The 25,138-nt window shown below is 51.2% G+C and carries 25 protein-coding genes and 1 tRNA gene; 6 read left to right on the plus strand and 20 right to left on the minus strand.

Annotated features, from left to right (window positions below; genetic code table 11):
- Positions 1-50 precede the first annotated feature (50 nt).
- The 11 genes from era to lepA form a co-directional block, all read right to left on the minus strand.
- Complete coding sequence (gene era, locus AURMO_RS04400; RefSeq protein ID WP_110233417.1) at positions 51-983, minus strand: GTPase Era; 933 nt, start codon at positions 981-983, stop codon at positions 51-53.
- Complete coding sequence (locus tag AURMO_RS04405) at positions 983-2,278, minus strand: hemolysin family protein (RefSeq protein ID WP_110233419.1); 1,296 nt, start codon at positions 2,276-2,278, stop codon at positions 983-985. Before AURMO_RS04405 ends, era begins: the two co-directional genes overlap by 1 nt.
- Positions 2,275-2,745: an rRNA maturation RNase YbeY gene (gene ybeY / locus AURMO_RS04410; RefSeq protein WP_110233421.1), complete on the minus strand. Its 471-nt coding sequence runs from the start codon at positions 2,743-2,745 to the stop codon at positions 2,275-2,277. The genes AURMO_RS04405 and ybeY overlap by 4 nt, the downstream gene beginning before the upstream one ends.
- Entirely contained in the window at positions 2,742-3,809 is a 1,068-nt protein-coding gene (locus AURMO_RS04415) for a PhoH family protein (RefSeq protein WP_110233423.1), read from the minus strand. Before AURMO_RS04415 ends, ybeY begins: the two co-directional genes overlap by 4 nt.
- Positions 3,763-4,113: an HIT domain-containing protein gene (locus AURMO_RS04420; RefSeq protein WP_110233425.1), complete on the minus strand. Its 351-nt coding sequence runs from the start codon at positions 4,111-4,113 to the stop codon at positions 3,763-3,765. The genes AURMO_RS04415 and AURMO_RS04420 overlap by 47 nt, the downstream gene beginning before the upstream one ends.
- Before the next feature lie 9 nt (positions 4,114-4,122).
- Complete coding sequence (locus AURMO_RS04425; RefSeq protein WP_110233427.1) at positions 4,123-4,851, minus strand: 16S rRNA (uracil(1498)-N(3))-methyltransferase; 729 nt, start codon at positions 4,849-4,851, stop codon at positions 4,123-4,125.
- Between the two features lie 2 nt (positions 4,852-4,853).
- A complete protein-coding gene (gene dnaJ / locus AURMO_RS04430) occupies positions 4,854-5,954 on the minus strand; it encodes a molecular chaperone DnaJ (RefSeq protein WP_110233429.1) in 1,101 nt (366 codons plus the stop codon).
- A 26-nt stretch (positions 5,955-5,980) separates the two neighbouring features.
- Positions 5,981-7,000: a heat-inducible transcriptional repressor HrcA gene (hrcA, locus tag AURMO_RS04435; RefSeq protein ID WP_110233431.1), complete on the minus strand. Its 1,020-nt coding sequence runs from the start codon at positions 6,998-7,000 to the stop codon at positions 5,981-5,983.
- Positions 7,001-7,079: 79 nt separating this feature from the next.
- Positions 7,080-8,297 (minus strand): radical SAM family heme chaperone HemW, encoded by a 1,218-nt coding sequence (gene hemW / locus AURMO_RS04440; RefSeq protein ID WP_110233433.1) that lies wholly within the window; start codon positions 8,295-8,297, stop codon positions 7,080-7,082.
- A 3-nt stretch (positions 8,298-8,300) separates the two neighbouring features.
- The gene (locus AURMO_RS04445; RefSeq protein WP_110233435.1) at positions 8,301-8,963 is read right to left on the minus strand and encodes a DUF1990 family protein; all 663 of its coding nucleotides are present in this window, start codon (positions 8,961-8,963) and stop codon (positions 8,301-8,303) included.
- Entirely contained in the window at positions 8,963-10,810 is a 1,848-nt protein-coding gene (gene lepA / locus AURMO_RS04450; RefSeq protein ID WP_110233437.1) for a translation elongation factor 4, read from the minus strand. Before lepA ends, AURMO_RS04445 begins: the two co-directional genes overlap by 1 nt.
- A gap of 175 nt (positions 10,811-10,985) precedes the next feature.
- On the opposite strand from lepA, the gene rpsT reads away from it, so the two are divergent.
- On the plus strand, positions 10,986-11,246 hold the full coding sequence (gene rpsT, locus AURMO_RS04455; RefSeq protein WP_110233439.1) for a 30S ribosomal protein S20: 261 nt from the start codon (positions 10,986-10,988) through the stop codon (positions 11,244-11,246).
- A gap of 61 nt (positions 11,247-11,307) precedes the next feature.
- Here rpsT and holA read toward each other — a convergent pair whose 3' ends face one another.
- From holA to AURMO_RS04470, 3 genes are read right to left on the minus strand one after another with little or no spacing between them, the layout of a single operon-like run.
- Positions 11,308-12,312 carry a DNA polymerase III subunit delta gene (gene holA / locus AURMO_RS04460; protein WP_110233441.1) on the minus strand — a complete coding sequence of 335 codons (1,005 nt, stop codon included), beginning with the start codon at positions 12,310-12,312 and terminating at the stop codon, positions 11,308-11,310.
- 9 nt (positions 12,313-12,321) lie between these two features.
- The gene (locus tag AURMO_RS04465; RefSeq protein ID WP_110233443.1) at positions 12,322-14,346 is read right to left on the minus strand and encodes a ComEC/Rec2 family competence protein; all 2,025 of its coding nucleotides are present in this window, start codon (positions 14,344-14,346) and stop codon (positions 12,322-12,324) included.
- The gene (locus AURMO_RS04470; RefSeq protein WP_110233445.1) at positions 14,343-15,014 is read right to left on the minus strand and encodes a ComEA family DNA-binding protein; all 672 of its coding nucleotides are present in this window, start codon (positions 15,012-15,014) and stop codon (positions 14,343-14,345) included. Before AURMO_RS04470 ends, AURMO_RS04465 begins: the two co-directional genes overlap by 4 nt.
- 137 nt (positions 15,015-15,151) lie before the next feature.
- Here AURMO_RS04470 and AURMO_RS04475 point away from each other — a divergent pair, with 137 nt between their 5' ends.
- Positions 15,152-16,198 (plus strand): FUSC family protein, encoded by a 1,047-nt coding sequence (locus AURMO_RS04475; RefSeq protein ID WP_110233447.1) that lies wholly within the window; start codon positions 15,152-15,154, stop codon positions 16,196-16,198.
- On the opposite strand, the gene AURMO_RS04480 is transcribed toward AURMO_RS04475, so the two are convergent.
- The 4 genes from AURMO_RS04480 to AURMO_RS04495 are packed head-to-tail and all read right to left on the minus strand — an operon-like array spanning position 16,195 to position 20,472.
- Positions 16,195-17,436, minus strand: a complete 1,242-nt coding sequence (locus tag AURMO_RS04480; protein WP_110233449.1) for a glycoside hydrolase family 3 N-terminal domain-containing protein — start codon at positions 17,434-17,436, stop codon at positions 16,195-16,197. The two genes, AURMO_RS04475 and AURMO_RS04480, sit on opposite strands and share 4 nt — an antisense overlap.
- Positions 17,437-17,449: 13 nt before the next feature.
- Positions 17,450-17,719: a metal-sensitive transcriptional regulator gene (locus AURMO_RS04485; protein WP_110233451.1), complete on the minus strand. Its 270-nt coding sequence runs from the start codon at positions 17,717-17,719 to the stop codon at positions 17,450-17,452.
- Positions 17,716-19,368 (minus strand): FAD-dependent oxidoreductase, encoded by a 1,653-nt coding sequence (locus AURMO_RS04490; RefSeq protein ID WP_110233453.1) that lies wholly within the window; start codon positions 19,366-19,368, stop codon positions 17,716-17,718. The genes AURMO_RS04485 and AURMO_RS04490 overlap by 4 nt, the downstream gene beginning before the upstream one ends.
- Positions 19,369-19,407: 39 nt before the next feature.
- Positions 19,408-20,472, minus strand: coding sequence for an LLM class flavin-dependent oxidoreductase (locus tag AURMO_RS04495; protein WP_239406785.1), 1,065 nt, complete (start codon positions 20,470-20,472; stop codon positions 19,408-19,410).
- A gap of 165 nt (positions 20,473-20,637) precedes the next feature.
- Between AURMO_RS04495 and AURMO_RS04500 the strand changes: the two genes are divergently transcribed.
- The 3 genes from AURMO_RS04500 (at position 20,638) to AURMO_RS04510 (ending at position 24,157) form a co-directional block, all read left to right on the plus strand.
- Positions 20,638-21,726, plus strand: coding sequence for an ABC transporter ATP-binding protein (locus tag AURMO_RS04500; protein ID WP_110233457.1), 1,089 nt, complete (start codon positions 20,638-20,640; stop codon positions 21,724-21,726).
- 103 nt (positions 21,727-21,829) lie between these two features.
- Positions 21,830-23,167, plus strand: a complete 1,338-nt coding sequence (locus AURMO_RS04505; protein WP_110233459.1) for a DUF4032 domain-containing protein — start codon at positions 21,830-21,832, stop codon at positions 23,165-23,167.
- A gap of 9 nt (positions 23,168-23,176) precedes the next feature.
- Positions 23,177-24,157, plus strand: a complete 981-nt coding sequence (locus AURMO_RS04510) for a zinc-binding dehydrogenase (protein WP_110233461.1) — start codon at positions 23,177-23,179, stop codon at positions 24,155-24,157.
- 3 nt (positions 24,158-24,160) lie between these two features.
- On the opposite strand, the gene AURMO_RS04515 is transcribed toward AURMO_RS04510, so the two are convergent.
- Positions 24,161-24,511 carry a zinc ribbon domain-containing protein YjdM gene (locus tag AURMO_RS04515; protein ID WP_110233463.1) on the minus strand — a complete coding sequence of 117 codons (351 nt, stop codon included), beginning with the start codon at positions 24,509-24,511 and terminating at the stop codon, positions 24,161-24,163.
- A 44-nt stretch (positions 24,512-24,555) separates the two neighbouring features.
- On the opposite strand from AURMO_RS04515, the gene AURMO_RS04520 reads away from it, so the two are divergent.
- Entirely contained in the window at positions 24,556-25,023 is a 468-nt protein-coding gene (locus tag AURMO_RS04520; protein ID WP_110233465.1) for an RpiB/LacA/LacB family sugar-phosphate isomerase, read from the plus strand.
- Positions 25,024-25,060: 37 nt separating this feature from the next.
- Here the strand turns inward: AURMO_RS04520 and AURMO_RS04525 are convergent.
- Positions 25,061-25,133 (minus strand) — tRNA-Ala (locus AURMO_RS04525).
- Between the last annotated feature and the right edge of the window lie 5 nt (positions 25,134-25,138).

Consider the following 25,138-nt stretch of genomic DNA (forward strand, 5'->3'; position numbering starts at 1 on the left):
GCTAAGAAGAAGCAGACCAAAGGACATATTTCTAGGCTAGCACTGCCTATCTAGAAGCCCAATCGCTGAAGCAGCTTAGGGTCGCGTTGCCAATCCTTGGCGACCTTCACTCGAAGACTCAAAAAGACCTTTTGACCTACTAACGGCTCAATCGCAGCACGCGATCGTTGACCAATGTCTTTCAGGCGTTCACCACCATTTCCAATGATGATGCCCTTCTGGCTGTCACGTTCAACGAAAACATTCGCGTAAATCTCCAGAAGATCTTTGTCTTCGCGTTGAATCATGTCATCGAGGGTGACGGCGAGTGAGTGAGGCAACTCTTCGTGAACGCCTTCGAGAATGGTTTCCCGAATGAGTTCAGAAATGCGCTTTTCAAGATCTTCATCCGTGTTTTGCTCGAGGGGATACAGCGCTTCTCCCTCGGGAAGAAGCTTGATGAGCTCGTCAGCGAGAAGATCAACTTGATCATCACCCACAGCTGAAACAGGGATGATGGTCGCCCAATCACGAAGCTCTTGAACCTCAAGAAGTCTCGTGGCAATTGCCTTCTTGGACGACACATCTGTCTTGGTAATCACGGCAACTTTCACCGCACGTGGATACTTATCCAGCTGTTCATTGATAAATCGATCACCGGGACCAACCGGTTCATCTGCTGGGAAACACATTCCAATGACGTCGACATCGCCCAGCGTTGCCGTAACAAGGGCGTTAAGCCTTTCACCAAGAAGAGTTCGAGGGCGATGGATACCGGGGGTATCGACAAGAATTAGCTGACCTGTAGGTCGGTTGGTAATGCCACGAATAGTGTGGCGAGTTGTCTGTGGCTTAGAAGAAGTAATTGCTACCTTCTCCCCCACGAGTGCATTTGTCAGTGTTGACTTTCCCACGTTGGGGCGCCCTACTAATGAAACAAAACCAGAACGTAAAGCAATGTCGGGAGTATCTCCTCGCTTTTCTGCCTTAGACGGACGAGCCATTAGTTTTCCTCTTCCGTAAAAGCATGACGAGCATCGATGAGATCTTGATTTGGTTCCACAATCGCACGTGTGACGCGTTTACGGTGAGAACCACTGCGGTCAGCTTCAATAATGAGACCACTGACCGTCACCTTATCGCCGACTTCTGGCAAGCGTCCCAGCTCTTTCGCCAACAAACCGCCAACGGAGTCAACATCATCGTCATCGAGTTCTAGTCCAAAGAGTTCACCCAATTCATCGAGAGGTAAACGGGTAGCGACACGGAAACGTTGTTCACTGAGTTGTTCAACCTCCGGAGCACCGCGATCATGTTCATCCGCAATATCGCCCACAAGTTCTTCAATGAGATCCTCAAGAGTGACTAGTCCGGCAATACCACCGTGCTCATCAACTACGAGAGCTAAATGGGTGTGCTGTGCCTGCATCTGTTTGAGGGTGTCATCCGCCTTCTTCGACTCAGGGACAAACATGGCTGGTCGCGCTAAATCTTGTGCAGTGAGTGTGGCGAATTCGTCAGGGTTCTCAAAAGAACGACGTGAGACATCGCGGAGATTCAACACACCCACTACTTCGTCAACGTCATCGCCAATGACAGGGATACGAGAATAGCCAGAATCTAGGAACACCTTGGTTGCCGCATCAAGGGTTGAGTCTGCGTCGATGGTCACCATGTCGGTTCGGGGTACCATCACTTCGCGAGCGACAGTGTCGCCCCATTCAAAAATCGAATGGATAAGTTCACGCTCATCGCTTTCAATGACGTCATGCTTCACTGCCTCATCAACCATGCTCAACAGTTGGTCTTCTGAAGCAAAAGAAGTGTTACCGGGGCGACCAGGGGTGACTTTGTCGCCCATGGTGACCAAGAAATTAGCAAGTGGTCCCAGGATTACGCGGAAGAAATGAATGAGTGGTGCTGAGACACTCAACACTTCTTCAGGGTGTGCACGTCCAACAGATCGAGGGCTGGAACCAGCAAGAACAAAACTTGCCACAGACATGATGAATATAGCCAGGAGTAGGGCCGCCCAGTAGGGCAAGCCAGCGGTAACAAGTTCTAGAGTGACGAGAACTGCCGCAGCTGTCTCGGCAAGAATGCGCACAAAAGTTGTCACCGTCCGGTGTGGACCAAGATCGTTGGCCAACGCAACGAGGGAACGCTCTGATCGACGGCCCCGAGCTTGATCACGAATGTCATCAGTGGAGAGCACACCCATAGCCGACTCGCTGGCAGCCATCAGACCACCAAAGCCAATCAGGAGGATCAGCCCAACAATGGTGAGGAAAATGGTCACTTTGAGTCGCGCTGCTTTTCACTCATGGTGTATCCAATGATGAGGTCACGTTGAAGTGAGAACATTTCTTTTTCTTCCTCGGGTTCTGCATGATCAAATCCGAGGAGATGCAGAATTCCGTGGGCAGTCAAATACAGAAGTTCATCCATTGTTGAGTGTCCAGCACCTTCGGCTTGGACTTCAGCAACTTGCGGACAGAGAACAACGTCACCGAGTACTCCTGCAGGGGTTATCACATCATCATTTCCAGGGCGCAGTTCATCCATGGGGAAACTAAGCACGTCTGTTGGCCCAGGTTCACCCATCCATTGAACATGGAGCTGTTCCATGGCTGCTTCGTCAACGAGAACAATCGCAATCTCCGCATCTGGATGCACACGCATCGCATCAAGACAATACGTTGCTAAACGCTGGAGCGCAGCTTCGTCGATGTCATAGGTCGACTCATTGTTGACTTCAATACTCACTTGGAGTTCTCCTTGGCGTTTTCCCGGCGGTGACGAGCAGCCAATGTCTTTTCGTCATATTCACTGTAGGCGTCAACAATGCGACCCACGAGGGAATGACGCACCACATCAGCACTTGTCAGCCTCGCAAAGTGAATGTCTTCGATGTCATCAAGAATGCCCGTGACGAGACGCAAACCACTTGCGGTGGAGGGCAAATCAACCTGAGTGATGTCACCAGTGATCACCATCTTGGAATCAAACCCGAGTCGAGTGAGGAACATCTTCATTTGTTCAGGTGTGGTGTTCTGAGCTTCATCCAGAATGATGAACGAGTTGTTCAGGGTTCGACCACGCATATATGCCAAAGGAGCAACCTCGATAGTGCCCACAGCCATCAATTTGGGAACTACTTCGGGGTCAAGCATTTCATTGAGCGCATCGAACAAGGGGCGAAGATATGGATCAATCTTGTCCGTCAACGTTCCCGGTAGGAAGCCCAGGCGCTCTCCCGCTTCAACTGCGGGACGGGTCAAAATGATTCGCTCAACTTCTTTACGCTGCAGAGCTTGGACTGCTTTAGCCATTGCTAGATAGGTCTTACCTGTTCCAGCAGGACCAATACCGAAGGTAATGGTGTGGTCGTCGATGGCGCGAACATACTCCTGCTGCCCCACCGTCTTAGGCCGCAACGTTTTTCCACGAGTAGACAAAATATCTTCGCCCAGCACAGCAGAAGGTGAAGTGTGAGGGTGGGCGTCTTGAATGCGTTTTGATTCAGCCACATCGGTAGGAGCTAGGTCTTGACCATTGCGGACCATGGTCAGCAGTTCCGTCATGAGATCACGTGCACCCAAGACCTGTGCCTCAGCTTCTTCTCCCGCGGTTTTGGGGAGTAAACGAATTTCGTTCCCTCGAACGTGAACGTCGACTAACGGATATTGATGTTCAAGGTTGGTGAGGAGTCGATCTTGTGCACCAAGTAGGCGCACCATCTCGATGCCATCGATGGTGATGACGTCATTTTCTGCCGAGGAATTAGGCAAGTGACTGCTCCTGGAGTCCACCGGAGAGGACGTGTGCATGAACGTGGAAAACCGTTTGCCCCACTGTTTCTCCGGAATTGAAGACGAGGCGGTATTCGCCATTGGCGTGAAGAGTTGCCAGATTGTGAGCCGTTGCAACAATCTCTGCAAGAAGTTCAGGATCCCCAGCGGCAAGTTCTGTCACGTTGGAATAGTGAGGAACCTTGGGCACTACCAATAAATGGACTGGAGCTTGTGGAGCGATGTCACGGATAGCAATCACGCGATCGTTTTCAAACAAGATCTCTGCAGGAATGTCCCGGTTGATGATCTTGGTGAAGATGGATTCAGCTGCGTCAGTCATATCTCTAGCTTAACAACGCCCCAGCTTGGCGTTAATGATGGCTAAGGCCGCAGGGCCTGCAGTTGACGTTCGAAGAATGTTGGAACCTAATGTCACTGTTGATGCCCCAGCTTCGCTGAAGCGAGCGAGCTCGGCCTCAGTAATACCGCCTTCAGGCCCCACAACTAAAGCAATGTCTCTCTCATCGAGTTCAATCTGACTCAACGGAACAGTACCCGTGGGGTCCAGAACAATGATGTGAACTCCCTCAAGCTCAGAAATCAGTTGAGCTGTTTTGAGGTGGGGTCCAACACGAGGGAGAAAGGCTCTAATGGACTGCTTGGTGGCTTCTCGAACAATGGCTGACCAGCGAGAGCGACCTTTGTCAATCTTGGGGCCTTCCCACTTTGAAATACTTCGATCTGCCGCCCACGGTATGACAACATCGATTCCTAATTCTGTGGCAGCTTCAACAGCACGTTCATCGCGGTCGGTCTTTGCAAGAGCCTGGACCAAATAAATCTGAGGAGTTTCAGGCGTCATCTGTTCTACAGAATCGACACGAAGTTCGACGGAGTCCTTGGATGTGGAAAGCACTTCAGCTGCGACGACGAGGCCTCGACCATTACCGAGAGAAAAGGGTTCACCCACACGCACACGTGAAACAGTGGCCGCGTGTCTTCCTTCTGCACCCTCAAGAACAATCGTCGAACCCACAGTTGTGGATTCGAGAGTTTCCAGGAGGTAAAAGTGAGCCATGTTTAGACGTTGAAGAATCGATCACGAAGCTTAGAGAACATTCCCTGTTGGAAATGAGCAAGTTGTGGAGCTGGTTGCTTACGCCCCTTGGCGAAGCTTTCAATCAAATCTTTCTCTTTGCCACTGAGCTTGGTGGGCGTGACGATATGTATACCTACCTTGAGGTCACCACGTCCATTTCCACGCAAACGCGTAATTCCGCGATCTTTCACAGTCACCACTTCAGAACCTTGAGTACCTGGCTTGATGTCGACGGTGACGTCACCATCGAGTGCGGGGACAGTTACTTTGGTGCCCAAAATGGCATCGGTCATTTGAATCTCGAGCGTGCACAATAAATCATCGTTGTCACGGCTGAAGATCTCATCGTTTTTGACCTTGATCTCAAAGTACAGATCTCCATTGACTCCGCCTGCTTGACCTGCTTCACCGGCTTGGGTCATGTGGAGTCGAACTCCCGTGTCCACACCGGCAGGAATGTCGAGTGGAATCGAACGCGTGGCGCGAACTCGACCCTGTCCCTGACAAGAGCTACAGGGTGCGGGAATGGTAGTTCCATAGCCACGGCAGCTTCCACAGGGGTTAGAGGTCATGACGTTGCCCAGAAGCGAACGAACAGCACGCTGAATGGTTCCGGAACCGCCACAAATGTCGCATGTTGCAAGCGATGTTCCAGGCTGGCAACACGAGCCTTCACAGGTTTCACACACAACTGCGGTGTCGATCTCGATATCTTTGTGAACTCCAAATATCACTTCTGCGAGTTCTACTTCTACGCGAAGAAGTGCGTCCTGACCGCGCTCCATGCGTGAACGAGGACCGCGTTGCTGTCCCCCGCCAAAGAAGGTGGAGAAGATGTCTCCAAAATCACTGAAGCCCCCTCCACCACCAAATCCTGCTTGAGGTCCAAGGTCATACTGTTGACGTTGAACAGGGTCACTCAGCACCTCATAGGCGTGAGTAACCAGCTTGAACTTCTCCTGTGAGGTCTCGTCAGGGTTTACATCTGGGTGCAGTTCACGCGCTAGACGTCGATACGCCTTCTTAATATCTTCTGGGCTCGCGTCACGAGAGACACCGAGCACGTCGTAATGATCAGCCACGAAGGCAATCTCCTTTGGTTTGAACGTTATTGAGCGTCAAGGACGCGTGTGAGGTATCGAGCAACTGCCCGAATTGAAGCGATGTTGTTGGAATAATCCATACGAGTAGGACCAAGCAGACCTAGAGTCGCTGACTCCCCAGCGGAGGTGTATCCCGTGGCGAGAAGACTTGTTTGCTCTAAACCAGAATTACTGTGTTCCCGACCAATGCTGACAGCCACCTCGTGAGCGTCAGCCTTCATCTCGGTCAGGAGCTTGAGAAGGATGACCTGCTCTTCAATTGCATCAAGCACAGGATAGATACTGCCGTGGAAATCTTCCTCAGTACGCACCAAATTAGCCGTGCCTGCCATAACCAACTTCTGCTGTCGATTTGCTTGGATGCTGTCACTCAATGCAGACGCAATGTGGTTTGTTGCAGAAGACAGGTGCGGAGAAACCGATGTGGACAAAAGAACAACTGATTCAGCAAGTTCTGTGAGAAGCTTTCCTGCAACTTGGGCATTGATACTCGAGCGAAGTTCAGACAAATCAGCTTCTGACACGTCAGTGTCGAGATCGAGCAATCTCTGTTCGACTCGGCCGTTATCGGTGATGACAATACAGAGTGCGCGTCGATTACCAAGAGAGACGAGTTCGATATGACGAACACGAGTTGCTCCCAGAGTGGGGTATTGAACTATTGCAACCTGGTTTGTGAGCTGCGAAAGAAGACGAACGGTTCGCCCGAGGAGTTCATCAAAATCTACTGATTCATCGAGAAAGTGATCGATGGCCTGTTTCTGAGCAGTACTGATGTGCTTGACCTCAGCAAGATGGTCAACGAAGAGTCGATAGCCCTTATCAGTTGGAACTCGACCGCTCGAGGTGTGGGGAGCAACAATGAGCTCTTCTTCCTCCAGCAGGGCCATGTCGTTGCGAATGGTTGCTGCAGAAACACCAAATTGGTGACGATCCACAATTGCTTTGGAACCTACTGGTTCACGTGAAGAAACATAGTCCTGAACAATTGCTCGAAGGACTTCAAGACCGCGTTGAGAAACCATGCAATCCTCCTTCAATTCATCGCTGGCACTCGACCATTCTGAGTGCTAATACTACCCCGAGTTAGCCCTGTCTGCTGAGTTAGGAGAAGGTAAGCCTGCGCACAACCTCATCTGCGCGAAGACGTCCTGCAACAGTAAGCACGAGGTTGTGTTTGAGCGCGAAATGACCGTCAATAAGTCCATCAGCGATGAGTCCAGCAACTATGTTCGGTTCGAATTCGAGGGTGGAAATCCCCTCACGAATTCGACTACCTAGAAGAACACGTTCAAGTGCAACCGCTTCCTCATGGGGCTGTTCCCACCCAGCAGCAGGTGATTGGCCCAGAGAAAGACGTTGAGCATAAGCAGCTGGGTGCTTCACATTCCAAAACCTGGTTCCACCGATATGTGAATGAGCTCCAGGCCCGTAACCCCACCAGTCGTTTCCTTGCCAGTAAGTGAGGTTGTGTACTGAGCGTTGCTCTAAAGACTTAGACCAGTTACTGACTTCATACCATTGAAAACCAGCAGCTGTAAGAAGTTCATCAGCCAATTCATACATATCGGCTTCGAGATCGTCATCCGGTACTGGCAATTCACCACGACGTATCCGTCGCTCGAGTGCTGTGCCGTCTTCGACAATGAGCGCGTAGGCAGAAATATGCCCAGTATTCAGTGAGATTGCTGCTTCCAGAGATTGGCGCCATTGATCAAGCGTCTCCCCTGGCGTTCCATAAATGAGGTCAATACTGACTTCTAAGCTAACCTCATGTGCTGCCTGGACTGCGGCGGAAACAGAAGCTGGGTTGTGCGTTCTGTCGAGAGTTGCCAATACAGAGGGAATAGCTGACTGCATTCCCAGACTGAGGCGAGTAAATCCAGCCTGCGCAAGGGTCTGCACATATTCAGGAGTAATCGTGTCAGGGTTTGCTTCGGTTGTGATTTCAGCATGTGAATCAAGTCCATGTTCGTCGCGCACCAGCTCGAGAGCACGCACAAGATCCCTGGCTGGGAGGAGGGTTGGTGTTCCTCCCCCAAAAAACACTGATGTGAGCGGTCTCTTTGGCACACCTGCACGAGTCAACACTGACCCAGAGAGTTCAATCTCACGAGAAAGCTCATCGATATATGTCGATTGTGAGGTTCCTCGAAGTTCAGTAGCTGTGTAGGTATTGAAATCGCAGTATCCGCAACGCACACGACAAAACGGAACGTGAATATATGCACTCATGGTCCGACTGTCGGCACCGACATTGACTCCATTTGGCAATGAACCATCAGCTGGCATGTCATTGCCTTCAGGCAGCGGCCCAGCCATCAGTTATGCGGTACGAGCAGGAAGTAAAGAACGAACGTATTGACGACGCTGGAGCCACTGACGCAAACGAATCAAAGGTGTGAGGTAGAAATACTTCCTACCCTCTGCAATTGCCGTCACAGACCGAACGACAGACCACACAGAATCGTCGTCACGCCATTCAACGCTAAAGAATTCTTCACCGATGACGGGTTCGTAGTCCAAAGTGCCGAGGGCATAACCCATGCGTCGTTCTTCACGAACAACATAGATGACACGGTAACTTGATGTGAGCTCAGAGGGACTCCACAACTTGGCAAGTTCGACTGTCGTACCAGCGGATAAATATGGGGTTCCATCAGGAGCAAATAATTGATCCAACGCATCTGCAGTTGGAGGTACGGGGGCACCAAACTCGTTGAAGAGCAATCCGTTATACCCCTCGGAGTGTGCTTCATTGACTGAGACGACCTCGAGATGTGAGCCCTTGGGAACTCCCCAGGTCATCAAAGCAGCAGTTGCCGTGTCAAAACGTTCTTGACCGCTTCCGAGGCGAAATTCAGACTGTGCTGAACGAAAACCAGCTGGTGGGAAGACCAGAACATCTGCTGCCTGAGTCGCGCCGACAGAGCCATAGCTCACGGCGCGATCCCCACTGAAATTGGATCGGCGTTGTGTTTCAGACATTATTTCTTTTTCACTTCTTCATCGCCTTGAAGCGCAGCAATGAAGGCTTCCTGTGGAACCTCAACGCGACCGACCATCTTCATGCGCTTCTTACCTTCCTTCTGTTTTTCCAGAAGTTTGCGCTTACGGGTGATGTCACCGCCGTAGCACTTAGCAAGAACGTCTTTACGAATAGCAGAAATGGTTTCGCGGGCAATGATTCGCGCACCAATAGCTGCCTGAATAGGGACTTCAAACTGTTGACGAGGAATGAGCTTCTTCAGTCGCTCCGTCATCATGAGGCCATAGGCATACGCCTTGTCCTTGTGAACAATCGCACTAAATGCGTCTACTTGTTCACCCTGGAGAAGAATGTCTACCTTGACGAGGTCAGAGTCCTGTTCACCAGCTTCTTCATAGTCCAGGGAGGCATACCCTTGGGTTCGACTCTTGAGGTGGTCGAAGAAGTCAAACACGATCTCTCCCAGAGGAATCTCGTATTTCATCTCAACACGGTCTTCTCCGAAGTACTCCATGCCCAGCAGGTTTCCGCGGCGACTCTGGCACAGCTCCATGATGGTGCCAACGTAATCCTTAGGTGTCAAAATACCTGCGCGCACTAAGGGCTCAGAAACTCGAGTGATCTTTCCGGAAGGGTACTCACTCGGATTAGTGACGGTGACGGTCTTCTTGTCTTCGGTTGTGACTTCATAGGGCACAGACGGTGCTGTTGCAATGAGGTCAAGGCCAAACTCTCGTTCGAGGCGCTCAGTAATGATCTCAAGGTGAAGAAGCCCGAGGAATCCGCAGCGGAAACCGAAACCGAGAGCTACCGAAGTCTCTGGTTCATAGTTCAGCGAAGCGTCAGAGAGCTTGAGCTTGTCTAGGGCTTCACGCAAAACGGGGTAATCGGAACCGTCAATGGGATAGAGACCTGAGAAGACCATCGCCTTTGGGTCGGTGTAACCCGGAAGTGCTTCGGTTGCTGGCTTAGTGAAGTCTGTAACAGTGTCACCGACCTTGGACTGACGAACATCTTTAACGCCGGTGATGAGATAACCCACTTCACCCACGCCTAGGCCCTGGGAAGGGATGGGTTCGGGTGAGCTCACTCCGATTTCGATGAGTTCGTGAGATGCCTTGGTGCTCATCATCTGAATACGTTGTCGGGGCTTGAGCGCTCCATCAATGACGCGTACGTAGGTAATAACACCACGGTAAGCGTCATAGACGGAGTCAAAAATCATGGCGCGTGCAGGAGCATCTGCGTTGCCCACAGGTGCTGGGATCTTCTCCACTACGAGGTCCAGCAATTCCGCAACACCCATGCCTGTCTTACCTGAGACACGCAGGACGTCTTCTGGCTTGCCACCAATGAGATCTGCCAGTTCTTTGGCATATTTCTCTGGGTCAGCAGCAGGAAGATCAATCTTGTTGAGCACTGGAATGATGGTGAGGTCATTCTCCATCGCCAGATACAAGTTTGCGAGAGTCTGCGCTTCAATTCCCTGTGCTGCGTCAACAAGAAGAATTGCACCTTCACACGCAGCCAATGAACGGCTCACTTCATACGTGAAGTCAACGTGACCAGGTGTATCAATCATGTTGAGGGCAAAGGTCTCACCATTGAGTTCCCAGGGCATACGAACTGCCTGGCTCTTGATGGTGATGCCACGTTCACGTTCGATATCCATGCGGTCTAGATACTGTGCACGCATGGAACGGTCATCCACGATGCCGGTGATCTGAAGCATGCGGTCGGCAAGGGTCGACTTGCCGTGGTCAATGTGAGCGATGATGCAGAAGTTGCGAATCTTCGCTGGGTCTGTTGACGCAGGTTGCAGTGGTTTCGTAGCACGTGGAGACATAGAACCTCTAGTCTCCCACGAACTGCGACACAGTTTTAGCAACTGCCACACTTACTGGTAGTGTTGGTTCTTGGCTTACGTGTAGTCCCACCTACACGATTCGTCGCGAAGAGCCCTCTACCTCTGGTGCGACACAATCCAAACGTACAAACATCGAGTGAAAGACACGGTTAACGTGGCAAACATTAAGTCGCAGATCAAGCGAATTGGCACCAACGCAAAGGCAACTGAGCGCAACAAGGCTGTGAAGTCAGAGGTTAAGACCGCTGTCCGTGCAGCTCGCACCGCAGTTGCAACCGGAGACAAGGCAGCTGCTGAAGCAGCCCTGAAGACCGCAGGCAAGAAGCTTGACAAGGCAGTAAGCAAGGGTGTTCTTCACAAGAACAACGCCGCTAACCGCAAGTCAGCTATTGCTAAGAAGGTTGCTGCTCTCTAAGCACACTTTATGAATATGGCCTCCACGATTGTGGGGGCCATATTTGTTTAAGCGCTCCGGCTTAGCGTCTGCCATAACTGGCAACGACATTGACCATACGTTCCAAGGCATAAATGGGGTCCCGAGAAGCACCTTTAACGTTGGCATCTGTTTGAGCTATCACTTCAATGGCATTACCCAGGCCCGTTTCACTCCAGCCCGATAGATCTTTCCGGGCACGATCTATTTGCCAGGGAGCAGCGCCTAATGCTCCTGCAAGTTCACCAGAACCTCGACGTTCGCCATAGAGCTTGGCCATCAGTCTCAACTTGGAAGCAAAGGTGGCCACAATTGGCACGGGGTCTGCACCTGACTGTAAGGCGTGACGCAACGTAACTAAGGCGTCACCTAGGCGTCCTGCTACTGCAGAATCGACCACCTTGAACGCAGTAGCTTCGATACGACCACCGTAGTAATCCTCAACAGTCCTGTCGGAAATGTCGCCATCTGCATCAGCGATGAGTTGCTGACAAGCATTGGCGAGTTCTGAACCTGACCCAGAAAACGCTTGAACCAGTGAACGAAGTGCACTTGGTGCAATTTTGCGTCCGGCAATTCGGAATTCATTACCGGCAAAATCAAACTTGTCGTTATCGCTCTTGAGCTCTGCGCACACAATTTCGACAGCACCGCCCGTGCCTGCACGCAGGGTATCTAGCAGTTTCTTACCGCGCACTCCCCCACCGTGCCGCAACACAACGGTGGTGTCAGTGTCGGGAGACTCTGCATAATCCAGCATTTCTAGAAGAAATTCGTCATTACATTTTTCAACGTCACTGACTCGTATCAAACGAGGTTCGCCGAACAATGACGGACTGGCCAACGTCAATAATTCACCAGGAGCATAGCTGCTGGCATCCAAATCACTGACTTCTAAGGACGCATCTGCATCTCGAAGAATTTCACGGATTCGCTGTGTAGCTCGGTCAGCTAAAAATCCTTCTGCACCGCTGACAAGCACGATGGGAGCAGGTTTAGCGTTGTTCCATGAGAGTTGCTCAATCGCAATCTTTGCCTTACCTGCCATGGTTTTAGCCTAATGCTCAGTCCAGACACTCAACCCCGTCGAATTCTCACTAATCAGAATCAGTCCATCTTGATCCGTCCGAGGCGTGAGTGTTCCAAGCTGACTCAACATGTCGAGTGTTTCTCGCCGAGGATGACCATAATCGTTTTCCTGACCGACTGAGAAGATGCCTATCTGAGGTTGTATCTGTTCATACAAACTTGAGCTCTGATCTACTGAACCGTGGTGCGCAACTTTCACAACGTTAACTTGAGGCAGATGCACTGTGCTCATCATGGCCAACTGAGCTTCTTTGCCGAGATCACCCAGAAACAGTGCCTTAAACCGTGGGAAAGTTAACAACAGAGTTACCGATCCTGGGTTCCCCATATCCATGAGTGGGTGATGTTCATCTGGCCACAGAACTTGCCACTGCGCTTCACCCAATGCACCTGTAAGACCTTGCGTTCCTCTGTGCAGTGAAGCTCCCGAACGCGCTAGTTCAGTTAGCAGTCCTTGATCCTCCGCGTTTTCTGCTTTGCCTACAACTGCGACATCAACTTTCCCTAATACGGCTTCTAATCCACCCACATGATCTTTATCAAAATGGGTAAGAACCAACAGGTCGATATGAGTGATTCCGAGCTGTTCAAGGCAATGTCTGAGGGGCTCGGGGGTTCTACCAACATCAATAACCGCAATACGTTCCTCGCTTCTGAGGACTAATCCGTCACCTTGACCAACATCGCAAGCGGCAATGCTCCAATCGGGCGGAATACTTGCGGTGAAACGTAGCCCACTCATTACTGAAGTAATAGTCAAAGTGATAACGGTGACAACGACACTCACTGCCAGAGTGTTCCTCACTCGTTTATTCGAAGAGAGCAACATCAGCAAAATCACTACAGAAACAAATGCTGCAGTGATTGCCCCAACCGGACCAGAAATCCAAGGGAGTTGCGATTCGGGGAATCGGGAGAGAACTGTTGCGGTTTGACCGATCCATTCAGCGGGTAGCCACGATAACCACAGCAGTGGGAAAGCTACACCGGGTATCCACCACGTCAACAAACATCCTGCAAGGCCAATGACGGTGGCTATCGGTGCCGCTGGTGCAGCAATGACATTTGCCAGCACTCCATAGGTAGGAAGTTGTGGATTCAGCAAAATAATGAATGGCTGACACATCAATTGAGCCGAGAGTGGAATAGCTATCACGGTGGCAAGCCATAGCGGTAACCATCTATTCAAACTTGAAGCAAGTGGCCCTGAAAAGAGAAGCAATCCTGCGGTTGCCGAAACGGAAAGTATGAATCCGTAATCTATGGCCCACCAGGGATTCCACATCAGCATCAAGAGAGTCGCAAAAGCTAACAGTGGTATTCCAGAACCTGGTCTTCCGCTAAACAGTGCAATCATCACGACTACAGCCATCACCGCAGCGCGAAGAACGCTGGGTTGAGGCGTGACCAATATGACAAATGCAACAAGTGCACAAACTGCAATGACAAGGCGTACCCGCCGACCAGCCCCACACAGTGCACCGATAGCCATCACACTTGCAGTAACAATGGCAATGTTCGCCCCAGACACTGCGGTGATGTGTGTGAGCGAAACCGTTTTCATTGAGTGTGAAAGGTGTTCACTAACTCTGCTGGTGTCTCCAATTGCTAACCCCGGTATGAGCTGACCACCGAAACTTGGAAGCGTGGATGCCGCATCCAAGAAGGAATTTCTCAGGTGTTCCGCCCACACTAACCACCAGGGGATCTCTATGGGCGGAGTCTTCTCCCAGGGGAGAACATCAACATGATGGGGTAATTGGATGAGCCAGGACAGCAAGACAGCTGAGGATGTAAGAACTGTGAGACCAAGTATCGGGAGTCTTTTCAGGGTGAAGCATCCTGAAAGCGCAAGAACTGCTACAAAGCCAAAATGACTAGTTGACGGACTGAACAAAGGAATGTCTACGTTCAGAACAACAACGAGACCACTCCAGCCCACGAGAACGGGTATGGAAAGACGGAGATCTGCCTCAATTCTGACCTTGTTCACAATGAAACGAGATCTTTGATTCCGGCAAACAATTTGTCACCTATACCGGAGACCTCGTTGAGCTGATCGACAGAAGAAAAGCCGTTGTTACTATCTCGCCACTGGACGATTCGATTGGCAAGAGTCGGTCCTATGCCCGGCAATGAATCAAACTGCTCTGCTGTTGCCTGATTCAACGACACCAAAGAACCAGTTGCACTTCCCTCACCAGTGGCACACCCTGCTTGCTGAGAGGAAATGACTATTTGTTCACCATCTCTGACTTCTCGTGCGAGATTTATGCCACACTCAGTAGCCTGAGGACTTAATCCCCCAGCTGCCATGACAGCGTCAATAACTCGAGAACCACTCTCTAGTTCGTAAATGCCTGGACTAGTCACTTCTCCAATGACATGGATAAGTACCGTTCCCAATGGGCTTGTCTCCTCCTCGGTTGTGACTAATGGTGACGCTGTGAGATCGAGTGGAACGTGAACTTGATTGCCGGCTGAAGCAATTGTTGAGGACAGAATCGCAATAACTACGATGGCTAGTCCAGCGACGGTGGCAGCACCTACGGCAACTCGTACTCTGATTCGATGAGATGAATTGTCCTGGAGGAAGACATCAGATTGTGATGCATCATCCAATCCAGCCAAACGCCTGAATTGATCACCTAACCACGACATGTGATGAGAGTAGATATTCAGAATGCGAACACATCCAGGTTTTTGAAGAATGTGAGTAGACCTACCGCTTTACTCGGGGTGGAGAACTACAGGCGAGCCCTGAAGCGGGTGTTGAGACAAACCAATACGGTGAATACGTGAGCATCGTGTCCAACGTCCAGACAAAGAAGCGCATTCCGTTTCTGCAGTTAGCCAAGACAATCATTGCCACGCTTTTGGCTTGGTTTGCTGCGTTGTGGGTTTATCCCAACGAGCAACCCATCTTTGCGGCGATAGCGGCAATCATTGTCATCCAACCCAGCATTAACCAGTCGCTGGGAAAAGCCATCGAACGAAGCACCGGCGTCGTTCTCGGTGTGGCCATCGCTTTGGGCGCAAGCCTCATCTTCGGCAACCATAGCTGGCTCGTCCTTGCCGCAATTATGGTGGCCTTTATCGCGGGCTGGTTATTCAAATTCACTCCTGGCACAGCCAATCAAATTGCCATCAGCGCCATGTTGGTCATTGCAATTGGATCTGCAACTCCTGAATATGCAGCAGGGCGCATTGTGGAAACCCTCATTGGTGCCTCCATTGCCTTTATTGTCAATGCGGTGATCGTTCCACCTGTAGCGATTGGACCATCTCAACAAGCGATTGCTGAGTTAGGCGCCAATATTGCCGAAGTACTTGAAGACATTGGAAGTGTGCTTCGCAGAGAGACAAGCTACGAAGTCTTGTCCAATATCAATACCCGTGCACGCAACCTCAGACCCCAACTAGATAAAGCACAAGCGACTTTGCGTTCAGCACAGGAAAGTCTTCGTTTCAATGTATTCAAGGGAACGCACGGCAAAGATCTTGATGCACAGCAACTGCTTCTTGAACAACTCGCTGTTTTAGTGACCAGAACTATAGGTGTTGCCCGAGGTGTTCGGGACAACTATGACGAAACAGTTATTGCCGAACCAGGAATTGCTCAGATAGCTGAAGAATTCATGCGTTCAGGACATGACCTGAGACTGCTGGTCCGGGATGCTGGTCTTCCTGCCATGAAACAAGCTCATCCAGATACGCAAGAAATGCCAGCACTGACTGAACCCATCAGACTAAGTCCGCCGTCTGGATATAACTGGATCTTGATTGGTTTCCTCATGGAAAACCTTCGCCGTATTCGTGACGAAATTACGGGCACGGGCGACTAATACGTCACCCGAATAAAGCAGCGCTCATCACAGGGTGGCATCCAGGAATTTGCCTCAGGGAAGAGTTCCCGTCGCAAAGTTAATACTCTTCGGACTGAATCATCAAGTTGTTCCTGAGAAATCTGCCCCGACTGAACAGCCGCTGACACACCCGCAACGATTGCTCCTGGATCAAAATCTGGACCTGGGACATATAGCAAGACGTCATTGCCTGCAGCTAACGCAGAGACCGCGTTCGTTACGCGGTTTTCATACTCGGGAAGACGTGAGTGTTCTATCATCGTCATGTCGTCAGTAATGATGACACCCGTGAAACCCATCTCTTCACGAAGAATCTTGTGCCATAGAGGCGACAACGATGAAGGCAAGGAATCCACGGCCGGGAAGGCTAAGTGGCCAAACATCACCATTGAGCTTCCAGCATCAATACCGGCTTGAAATGGGATCGCATCGGTGGAGAGCCATTGGTCATACGTCAGTGGAGATGTGGGAACACCGATGTGGGAATCTCCAGGCGCACTGCCATGACCGGGGAAATGTTTGATGGTGCTCATCACCGATGAATCTTCACCCGTGACGGCAGCTGCCACTCGTTCAGCCGTAGCCGCGGCATCTGCTCCAAAGGAACGACCATAGATGAAGGATTGCGGGTCGCTAGAAACATCTGCCACCACACCGAAGTTCAGATTCACCCCAAGACTCTTGAGAAGATCACCGCGCGACGTGAATGCAGTCAATGTGGATGAAACAGGCTCATTGCGCAAGGTGTCAGCGCCGGCATAGGCGTCATAAGGCAGGCGCTTAATCAACCCACCTTCTTCGTCAATCCCTATCAAACGAGGCAACTCTGCAGAGCCAGCGATCGCTGTAGTAATGCCAGTGAGTTCTGCTGGGGTCTCGGGAACATTGCTGCCCATGACAATGAATCCACCAAGTTCATTAGACGAGACGAAAGACTGCAAAGATGCAGGATCAGTTCCTGGTTGATTAGCCATGATGAGCGAGCGAATCTTTTGCTCGAGTGTCATGTTCGCAAGAGAGTCTTCAACGTAGAACTCAAGGGGGTGAACGCCCCAAGGTTCAATGACGGGACGTTGGTAAATCTGGGTGTAGTTCTGGGGATTACCTACCCGGTCTATGGCGGGCTGTGTAAACAGTAAAACGGTCATGAACGCCGTCACGAGTGTTCCCGCAATGACAGCAAACCAGAGTGCTACTGGATGCTTGGGCTTGGCCATGTTTGGAGTTTAGCTAGGCGAGGGAGAGAAACAGCTTTTCGAGCTCCGCAACGGTCGGCGCGTTCTCTTTTGTTTCACCTGAGGCCATGCACTCCTGCATCGCCTTCGCAATGATGGCAAAACCAGCCTTATCAATGGCACCTGAAACGGCTGAAAGCTGCGTGACCACTGCACGACAATCTCCGCCTGCTTCCACAGCTGTAATCACAGCTGCCAGCTGACCTTGAGCTCGCTTGAGGCGATTGACTATTGCCTTCTGCTCTTCGGGTGTTACGTCAGTCATTTCTGATCTCCTTTCGAGGCCATGCCAGCCTTCCACGTGAGATAGCCACCGTTGAGGTTGACTACGTCAATTCCTTCTTGCGCCAAGATGCGCGCAGCTGTGTGACCACGCTGACCAACTTGGCAGTACACAACTACTTTCTGACCCGAAAGTTCTCTGATGTGCTCGCGGAGAACATCGATCGGAAAACTGAGGCTTCCTTCAATATGTCCGTACTTATATTCGCCCTCGGTCCGAACATCAACAAGCACAGCACCCGAATCCAGTGCACTATCGAGTTCATGCCACTCAATGACCTTGGTCAGACCCTCTGCAATGTTTCTATTGACATACCCGAGCATGTTGATGGGGTCTTTGGCAGAACCGTGTTGGGGATCATAGGCAAGTTCTAATTGAGCAAGATCACTAGCAGTGATTCCCGCAAAGATTGCTGTTGAAATGACGTCAATGCGCTTATCCACACCGTGACCGCCCACAGCCTGGGCACCGAGAATGAGATCAGTTTCAGGATCCACCATGAGCTTGAATCTCATGGTTTGTGCACCTGGATAGTAGGCAGCATGATCTGCGGGATGGGTATGGATTACTCGGACAGGACGTCCAGCTGCACGTAATGCCTTTTCGCTCCAACCCACTGTTGCGGCCACTAAGCCATCGAAGGAAAGAATGGATGTTCCCAGTGTTGGAGTTGCGGGAACAGTGCGTGCCCCTGCAATCGCGTTCGCTACCGAGTGGCCATGTCTATTAGCCAATCCTGCAAGGGTGGCAAGCCGCTCATCACCAGAAATCGCATCAATCTTTTCTGCAGCATCACCGACAGCAAAGATATTGGGATCTGAAGTCCGCTGTTCGTTATCTACCCAAATTCCACCGTTGTGACCGATTTTGAGTCCAGCTTCTTCAGCAAGATGAACCTCTGGCTTCACACCCAGTGCTGAGAAGATGACATCGGTGCTGATAACTTCTCCATCCGCAAGGGTTACGCTGTTTCGCGTAAAAGAAGTGATGGAACTCTCTAAACGAAGATCAACCCCCGATGCGCGCACTCGTTGGGCAACCGCGATAGCAAGCTCTGGGTCGAGATAGCTCAACAGCTGTTTGCCGCGATGAATGAGAGTGACTTTCATTCCTCGTTTGATGAGATTCTCTGCAAGCTCGAGACCGATAAATCCCCCACCAAGAATCACGGCATGTTCAGGGTTGGGATACAACCACGCAATGGCCTTATCCATGTCTTCCACTGTGCGCATGGCCAAAATCCACTTGGCATCTGGACCTTCAGGCATGGTGGCTTTGGCACCTGGTGAAAGGACGAGATAGTCATACTTTTCGACGTAGGTTACTTTCCAGACCCTGTCATATATGGTGACAGTTTTGGACTGACGATCAATCGAGAGAACTTCATGACGGACGCGGACGTCCAAGTTGAATCGAGCACCCAACGTAATGGGGTTTTGAAGAATGAGAAGCGATCGCTTTTCAATGGTTTCACTCAGGTGATAGGGCAAGCCACAGTTCGCATAGGAGACATAACCACTGCGTTCGAGCACCAGAATGTGTGCCGTCTCGTCGAGACGACGCAGACGAGTAGCTGCCGACATTCCGCCAGCAACACCACCAATAACCACGATTTTTTTGGGCCGAACCATGGTTACAGCATATACCCCTAGGGGTATCGTTACGAGATGTTACTTATCCATCTCAGCGAGCAATTCACGCACGCGTGGAACAACAACTTCACCATACAGACGAATGCTGTTCATCAAGTGCTCGTGGGGCAAAGTGCCCAAACTGTATTTGAGGTCAAATCGTGAAACACCAAGCCCATGAATACTTCGAGCAAGTTTTTGGGCAACAGTTTCAGGTGATCCAGCAAAGAGAGCACCTTCAGGACCTGCTTCATGTTCAAATTGGGCCCGAGTTAGGGGCGGCCAGCCACGACTACGACCGATGCGTTCGTGCATCACTTGATAGTGCGGGAACATGAGGTTCTTCGCCTCATCATCGGTTTCGGCAATAAATCCTGGAGAGTGTTGACCTATAGGAAGAGTCTCTAACTCAAGTTGAGCAAGAGCTTGGTGATACAGATCAACATAAGGACGGAATCGCAGCGGGTCTCCCCCAATAATGGCCAGCATCAGGGGCAAGCCGTATTGAGCTGCACGAACAACAGACTGTGGGCTACCACCCACACCAATCCATGTCTTGAGTTTTCTGCCTTCAACGGTGGGATAAACCGCTTGTTCGTTCAAAGCCGGACGAATTGTTCCCTGCCAGGTAACTGGCCCGCCCTGAACAAGATGGGCGAAAAGATCGAGTTTCTCCTCAAAGAGCTTTTCGTAATCTTGAAGATCAAAACCAAACAAGGGAAAAGACTCTGTGAAAGAGCCTCGCCCCACAATCACTTCAGCACGGCCGTTAGAGACGGCATCTAACGTGGCAAACTTCTGGAATACACGAATGGGGTCATCAGAACTCAGCACGGTCACTGCCGAGCCGAGGTGAATATTCTTTGTTTGGCTAGCAATAGCTCCCAGGAGAACTTCTGGAGAGGAAACAGCGAAGTCATCTCGGTGGTGTTCACCAATGCCGAAGAAGTTCAGACCTACCTCGTCAGCCAATACAGCCTCTGCTGCAACGTTTCGGAGCACCTGGGCATGCGAAACAGGCTTACCATCTAGATCAACCGTGACATCACCGAATGTGTCTAAACCGAATTCAACGTCGTGTGCCACGTGGAGCTCATTTCTCATGCAGATCTGAATACTTGTTCAGGATAAGTGAAATACAGCAAGTTCTATTCCCACACCGGCTTGTTATGCCAGACTAGGTAATGGAGATATCCAAAGACGGGTATCTCTTTCCATTCACAACGGATCGTCCGGCACGTACCTGCCGGTGAAGGAGCAGTAAAAGTCATGGCTACAGTTACATTTGATAACGCCACTCGCCTCTACCCCGGCACCACCAAGCCCGCGGTAGACAAGATCAACCTCAAGGTTGAAGACGGCGAATTCCTCGTACTTGTCGGACCTTCGGGTTGCGGTAAGTCCACTACCTTGCGCATGCTCGCAGGCCTCGAAGAGGTCAACGGCGGTCGCATCCTCATTGGTGACCGCGATGTCACTGACGTTCCACCAAAGGACCGCGACATCGCCATGGTTTTCCAGAACTACGCTCTGTACCCTCACATGACCGTGGCAGAAAACATGGGCTTCGCGCTCAAGATTGCCGGCGTCAAGAAGGAAGAGCGCGCAGAGCGCGTTCTTGAAGCAGCAAAGCTTCTTGACCTCGAGCAGTACCTCGACCGTAAGCCCAAGGCTCTTTCTGGTGGTCAGCGTCAGCGTGTAGCTATGGGTCGCGCTATCGTGCGCAAGCCACAGGTATTCCTCATGGATGAGCCACTGTCGAACCTGGACGCCAAGCTTCGTGTTCAGACTCGTACTCAGATCTCTTCACTCCAACGCCGTCTCGGTGTCACCACTGTGTACGTAACCCACGACCAGGTTGAAGCCCTCACCATGGGTGACCGCATTGCGGTTCTCAAGGATGGTCTTCTTCAGCAGGTTGGTACTCCTCGTGACCTCTATGAGCGTCCCGCAAACAAGTTCGTTGCAGGATTCATTGGCTCCCCCGCCATGAACCTGTTCCCCTCCAAGATTGTTTCGGGTGGTGTTGAATTCGGTAACACCGTTGCCAAGGTCGACGCTGAGGTAACCAAAAAGGCTACTGGAGCTGTCACTGTTGGTATTCGTCCCGAAGACCTCACCGTGAACAAGGACAAGGGCCTGAAGATCAAGGTTGATGTTGTTGAGGAACTCGGTGCAGACGGCTACCTTTACGGTCACGTCACCATCGATGGCACCGAGCACAGCATCACTGTTCGTGTTGATGGTCGCGACCACCCCATGCGTGGTGACGAAGTATTCGTACTTCCCACCGAGAAGCACATCCACGTCTTCGACGCAGAATCCGGTGAGCGTCTTTCAGGAGCAGTAGCTCTCTAGATATTCGCCTGAATCTACTGGATTCACAAAACCATTTGGTGCAATGTTGCCCGCGATCAGATCACTGGTCGCGGGCAACTCACTTAACAAGAGAGATTGATAGATGAGTGGTTCACTCAACATCACCGCTGCAACAGTAGAACCAGGCCTGTTAGCTCTACCGTGGGATATCCCACTGGAAAACTGGCCAGACGACACCATCACAGCACTGCCGAAAGGCATTTCTCGCCACATTGTGCGTTTTGCTCAACTGGATGGCTATGTCATCGCCATCAAGGAGACCACCGATGAGATGGCGCAGGGCGAATATGACATGCTGCGCAATCTTCAGAAGATCGAAGTTCCCTGCGTTGAACCTGTTGCCGTCATTCAGGGACGAACGGATAGTGAAGGCAACCCACTTCCTTCTGCACTCGTAACACGTCACCTCAAGTTCTCAATGCCTTTCCGTGCGCTCTATTCGACCACTTTGCGTCCCGAAACTGCCCAACGACTGGTTGACTCCCTTGCCTTGCTCTTGGTTCGCCTCCACAACGTGGGCTTTTTCTGGGGAGACGTTTCCCTCTCCAACACTCTCTTCCGCCGTGACGCAGGTTCGTTTGCTGCGTATCTGGTCGATGCCGAAACAGGCCGCCTCTATGACAGCTTGACCAAGGGTCAGCGTGAACACGATCTGGAGATTGCTCGGGTCAACATTGCCGGTGAACTCATGGACATTCAGGCAGGCGGCAAACTCGATGCAGCAATAGATCCTGTTGCCACCAGTGACCGCATCATGGCCAGTTACGACACTCTGTGGCACGAACTCAATGATCCGGAGCTTCTCGAACAAAACGAACTCTGGAAGATCAACAAACGTGTTCAACGATTGAACGATTTGGGCTTCGATATTGAGGAGCTCTCCATCAAGACTGATGCAGATGGCACCAAGGTGAAAATTCAACCCAAGGTTGTGGACTCAGGTCACCATGCCCGCCGATTACTTCGCCTCACCGGTCTCGACACCGAAGAAAACCAAGCCCGTCGCCTCCTCAATGACCTTGACTCCTACGCAGCAACTGTGAGTCTTCTCAATCTTGATGAAGAGGTAGTGGCTCATTTGTGGCTCACTCGTGTTTTCGAGCCAGTTATTCGCGCAGTGCCTGAAAACCTCGACAGCAAGTTAGAACCCGCTGAAGTGTTCCACCAAGTATTGGAACACCGCTGGTTCATGTCGCAAGAACAAGCGAGAGATGTTCCTCTCAACGAGGCGGTTCGTGACTACATCGAAAACGTTCTCCAATACCGCAGAGATGAAGAAGTAGTAATTAACCCACCCACGGGAACCTTTACTGCAGCCGTTGACATCATTCGAGATGAGGACGATTTCGAATACAACGACGAACCAATGCCGCCACGTGGTGCTGATGAACCTGTTCGTGATTGGCGTGACCTGGTTTAGCCTGTAGTCATGCGTGCCGCCGTAGCCACCAGCCAAGACCATGACAATCCACTTGCAGGATTGCTCCTGCAAGATGTGCCAGAACCCGAAGTTCCGCCAGGATGGGCAAAAGTTCGTCTGGTCACAGCCTCACTGAACCCCCATGATGTGTGGACTCTGAGAGGGGTGGGTCACCCCGCTGAACGCATCCCCATGATTTTGGGCTGTGACGGAGCTGGTTACACAGACGATGGCAAGCCCGTCATCATTTATCCCGTCATTGCCGATGCAGCTCGAGGCATGGGTGACATGACCATGGATCCTCAGCGTTCCATCATTAGTGAGCTCTATAACGGCACTTTCGCTGACTACATTGTGGTTCCAGAAAGCAGTTTGGTGCCCAAGCCCGAATGGTTGAGCTTTGAGGAAGCTGCTGCCATGGGTATTGCGTGGGGAACCGCCTACAGAATGATGTTTTCGCGTGCAGGACTCAAAGCAGGAGATCGCGTTCTTGTTCAAGGCGCATCTGGGGGCGTAGCCAGCGCTGCGATATCGCTCGCTAAAGCCGCAGGAGCAACTGTCTATGTCACAGCGCGTGATGAACGTAAACGTCAGTTTGCGCTCGATATAGGCGCTGACGCTGCTTTTGAACCAGGTGCACGTCTTCCAGAGCGGGTCGACATCGTGGTGGAGACCGTAGGAGAGGCTACCTGGTCACACTCGCTCAAATCTCTGCGCCCGGGCGGCACAGTAGTGATTTGTGGAGCGACCAGTGGCCCCAATGCGAATGCAGACCTCAACCGTGTTTTCTACCAACAACTCAGCATTATTGGCTCCACTACGTGCACGTTGGCGGAGTTCTATAAATGTCTTCGTGTGATGGAAGAATCCGGTGCACGACCTGTAATTGATCACAGTGTGACGCTGGAAAACATTCACCAGGGATTTGAAGCACTGATTTCTGGGGACAATCTTGGAAAAATTGTTGTCCAGATCAGCGATGAACAATAAGTTCTAAAGAACTTTCTTCACCACAGAGGACTTCAGCTGCATCTGGCCGAAACCGTCAACCTTGCAGTCGATGTCGTGGCCGTCTGACGCACCAGGAACCAAACGAATATTGCGCACCTTGGTGCCCACCTTGATGTCTTGAGGGAAACCCTTGACCTTAAGCCCCTTGACCACGGTTACTGTGTCGCCGTCAGCAAGAATGTTGCCGACAGAATCTTTGATGATGGAGGAGTCAATAGCCTCATCTTCTTCAGGGTTCCACTCATGGGCACACTCAGGGCAAACCAATAGTGCACCCATCTCGTAGGTGTATTCACTTGAACAGTGTGGGCAGGGAGGCAGAGTTTCTGACATGTCATTCCTTTGAACCTCGAAAACATATCACGTAGCCTTGCAACATGAAGATAGCCCTCGCCAATGACCATGCAGGACTCGCACTGAAGATTGAGATTGCGGCCTGGCTCACCGCTCAGGGGCACGAGGTTATCGACTTCGGCACTGACAGTTCAGATCCCGCTGACCTACCCGATCACGTCTATCCCGCTGCACGAGCAGTTGCAACAGGAAAAGCCGACAGAGGAATCTTTGTCGACGGTGTTGGATATGGCTCTGCCATGATTGCCAACAAGGTCAACGGAGTTTATGCAGCAGTCTGCCAAGATTCATTCTGTGCAGAACTAGCACGGAGTCACTCCGACACCAATGTGTTGTGTATCGGCGGAAAGATTATTGGCTCAGCTATCGCTATGGAGATTGTTCGTGTCTGGATGACAACTGAGTGGTTGGGAACTTCCGATGAGAAGTTTGCACGACGTGTCGCCAAAGTAGTCGAAATAAATGACGAGAATCTGAAACCAGTTGAGTAATTAAGAAAATCCCTGCCTTTGCAGGGATTTTTCTTTGTGGATCTGAGGGGACTCGAACCCCTGACCCCCTGCATGCCATGCAGGTGCGCTACCAGCTGCGCCACAGACCCGTAAC

This window comes from Aurantimicrobium photophilum (genome assembly GCF_003194085.1).
GTDB classification, from domain to species: Bacteria; Actinomycetota; Actinomycetes; order Actinomycetales; family Microbacteriaceae; genus Aurantimicrobium; species Aurantimicrobium photophilum.

What these genes read in the sequence shown, in the direction of transcription:
- era (WP_110233417.1), bottom strand. Translation starts at nt 983, where the DNA reads ATGGCTCGTCCGTCTAAGGCAGAAAAGCGAGGAGATACTCCCGACATT.
- AURMO_RS04415 (WP_110233423.1), bottom strand. Translation starts at nt 3,809, where the DNA reads ATGCACACGTCCTCTCCGGTGGACTCCAGGAGCAGTCACTTGCCTAAT.
- AURMO_RS04420 (WP_110233425.1), bottom strand. Translation starts at nt 4,113, where the DNA reads ATGACTGACGCAGCTGAATCCATCTTCACCAAGATCATCAACCGGGAC.
- AURMO_RS04425 (WP_110233427.1), bottom strand. Translation starts at nt 4,851, where the DNA reads ATGGCTCACTTTTACCTCCTGGAAACTCTCGAATCCACAACTGTGGGT.
- hrcA (WP_110233431.1), bottom strand. Translation starts at nt 7,000, where the DNA reads ATGGTTTCTCAACGCGGTCTTGAAGTCCTTCGAGCAATTGTTCAGGAC.
- hemW (WP_110233433.1), bottom strand. Translation starts at nt 8,297, where the DNA reads ATGGCTGGGCCGCTGCCTGAAGGCAATGACATGCCAGCTGATGGTTCA.
- AURMO_RS04445 (WP_110233435.1), bottom strand. Translation starts at nt 8,963, where the DNA reads ATGTCTGAAACACAACGCCGATCCAATTTCAGTGGGGATCGCGCCGTG.
- lepA (WP_110233437.1), bottom strand. Translation starts at nt 10,810, where the DNA reads ATGTCTCCACGTGCTACGAAACCACTGCAACCTGCGTCAACAGACCCA.
- holA (WP_110233441.1), bottom strand. Translation starts at nt 12,312, where the DNA reads ATGGCAGGTAAGGCAAAGATTGCGATTGAGCAACTCTCATGGAACAAC.
- AURMO_RS04470 (WP_110233445.1), bottom strand. Translation starts at nt 15,014, where the DNA reads ATGTCGTGGTTAGGTGATCAATTCAGGCGTTTGGCTGGATTGGATGAT.
- AURMO_RS04480 (WP_110233449.1), bottom strand. Translation starts at nt 17,436, where the DNA reads ATGGCCAAGCCCAAGCATCCAGTAGCACTCTGGTTTGCTGTCATTGCG.
- AURMO_RS04485 (WP_110233451.1), bottom strand. Translation starts at nt 17,719, where the DNA reads ATGACTGACGTAACACCCGAAGAGCAGAAGGCAATAGTCAATCGCCTC.
- AURMO_RS04490 (WP_110233453.1), bottom strand. Translation starts at nt 19,368, where the DNA reads ATGGTTCGGCCCAAAAAAATCGTGGTTATTGGTGGTGTTGCTGGCGGA.
- AURMO_RS04495 (WP_239406785.1), bottom strand. Translation starts at nt 20,472, where the DNA reads ATGAGAAATGAGCTCCACGTGGCACACGACGTTGAATTCGGTTTAGAC.
- AURMO_RS04500 (WP_110233457.1), top strand. Translation starts at nt 20,638, where the DNA reads ATGGCTACAGTTACATTTGATAACGCCACTCGCCTCTACCCCGGCACC.
- AURMO_RS04505 (WP_110233459.1), top strand. Translation starts at nt 21,830, where the DNA reads ATGAGTGGTTCACTCAACATCACCGCTGCAACAGTAGAACCAGGCCTG.
- AURMO_RS04510 (WP_110233461.1), top strand. Translation starts at nt 23,177, where the DNA reads ATGCGTGCCGCCGTAGCCACCAGCCAAGACCATGACAATCCACTTGCA.
- AURMO_RS04515 (WP_110233463.1), bottom strand. Translation starts at nt 24,511, where the DNA reads ATGTCAGAAACTCTGCCTCCCTGCCCACACTGTTCAAGTGAATACACC.
- AURMO_RS04520 (WP_110233465.1), top strand. Translation starts at nt 24,556, where the DNA reads ATGAAGATAGCCCTCGCCAATGACCATGCAGGACTCGCACTGAAGATT.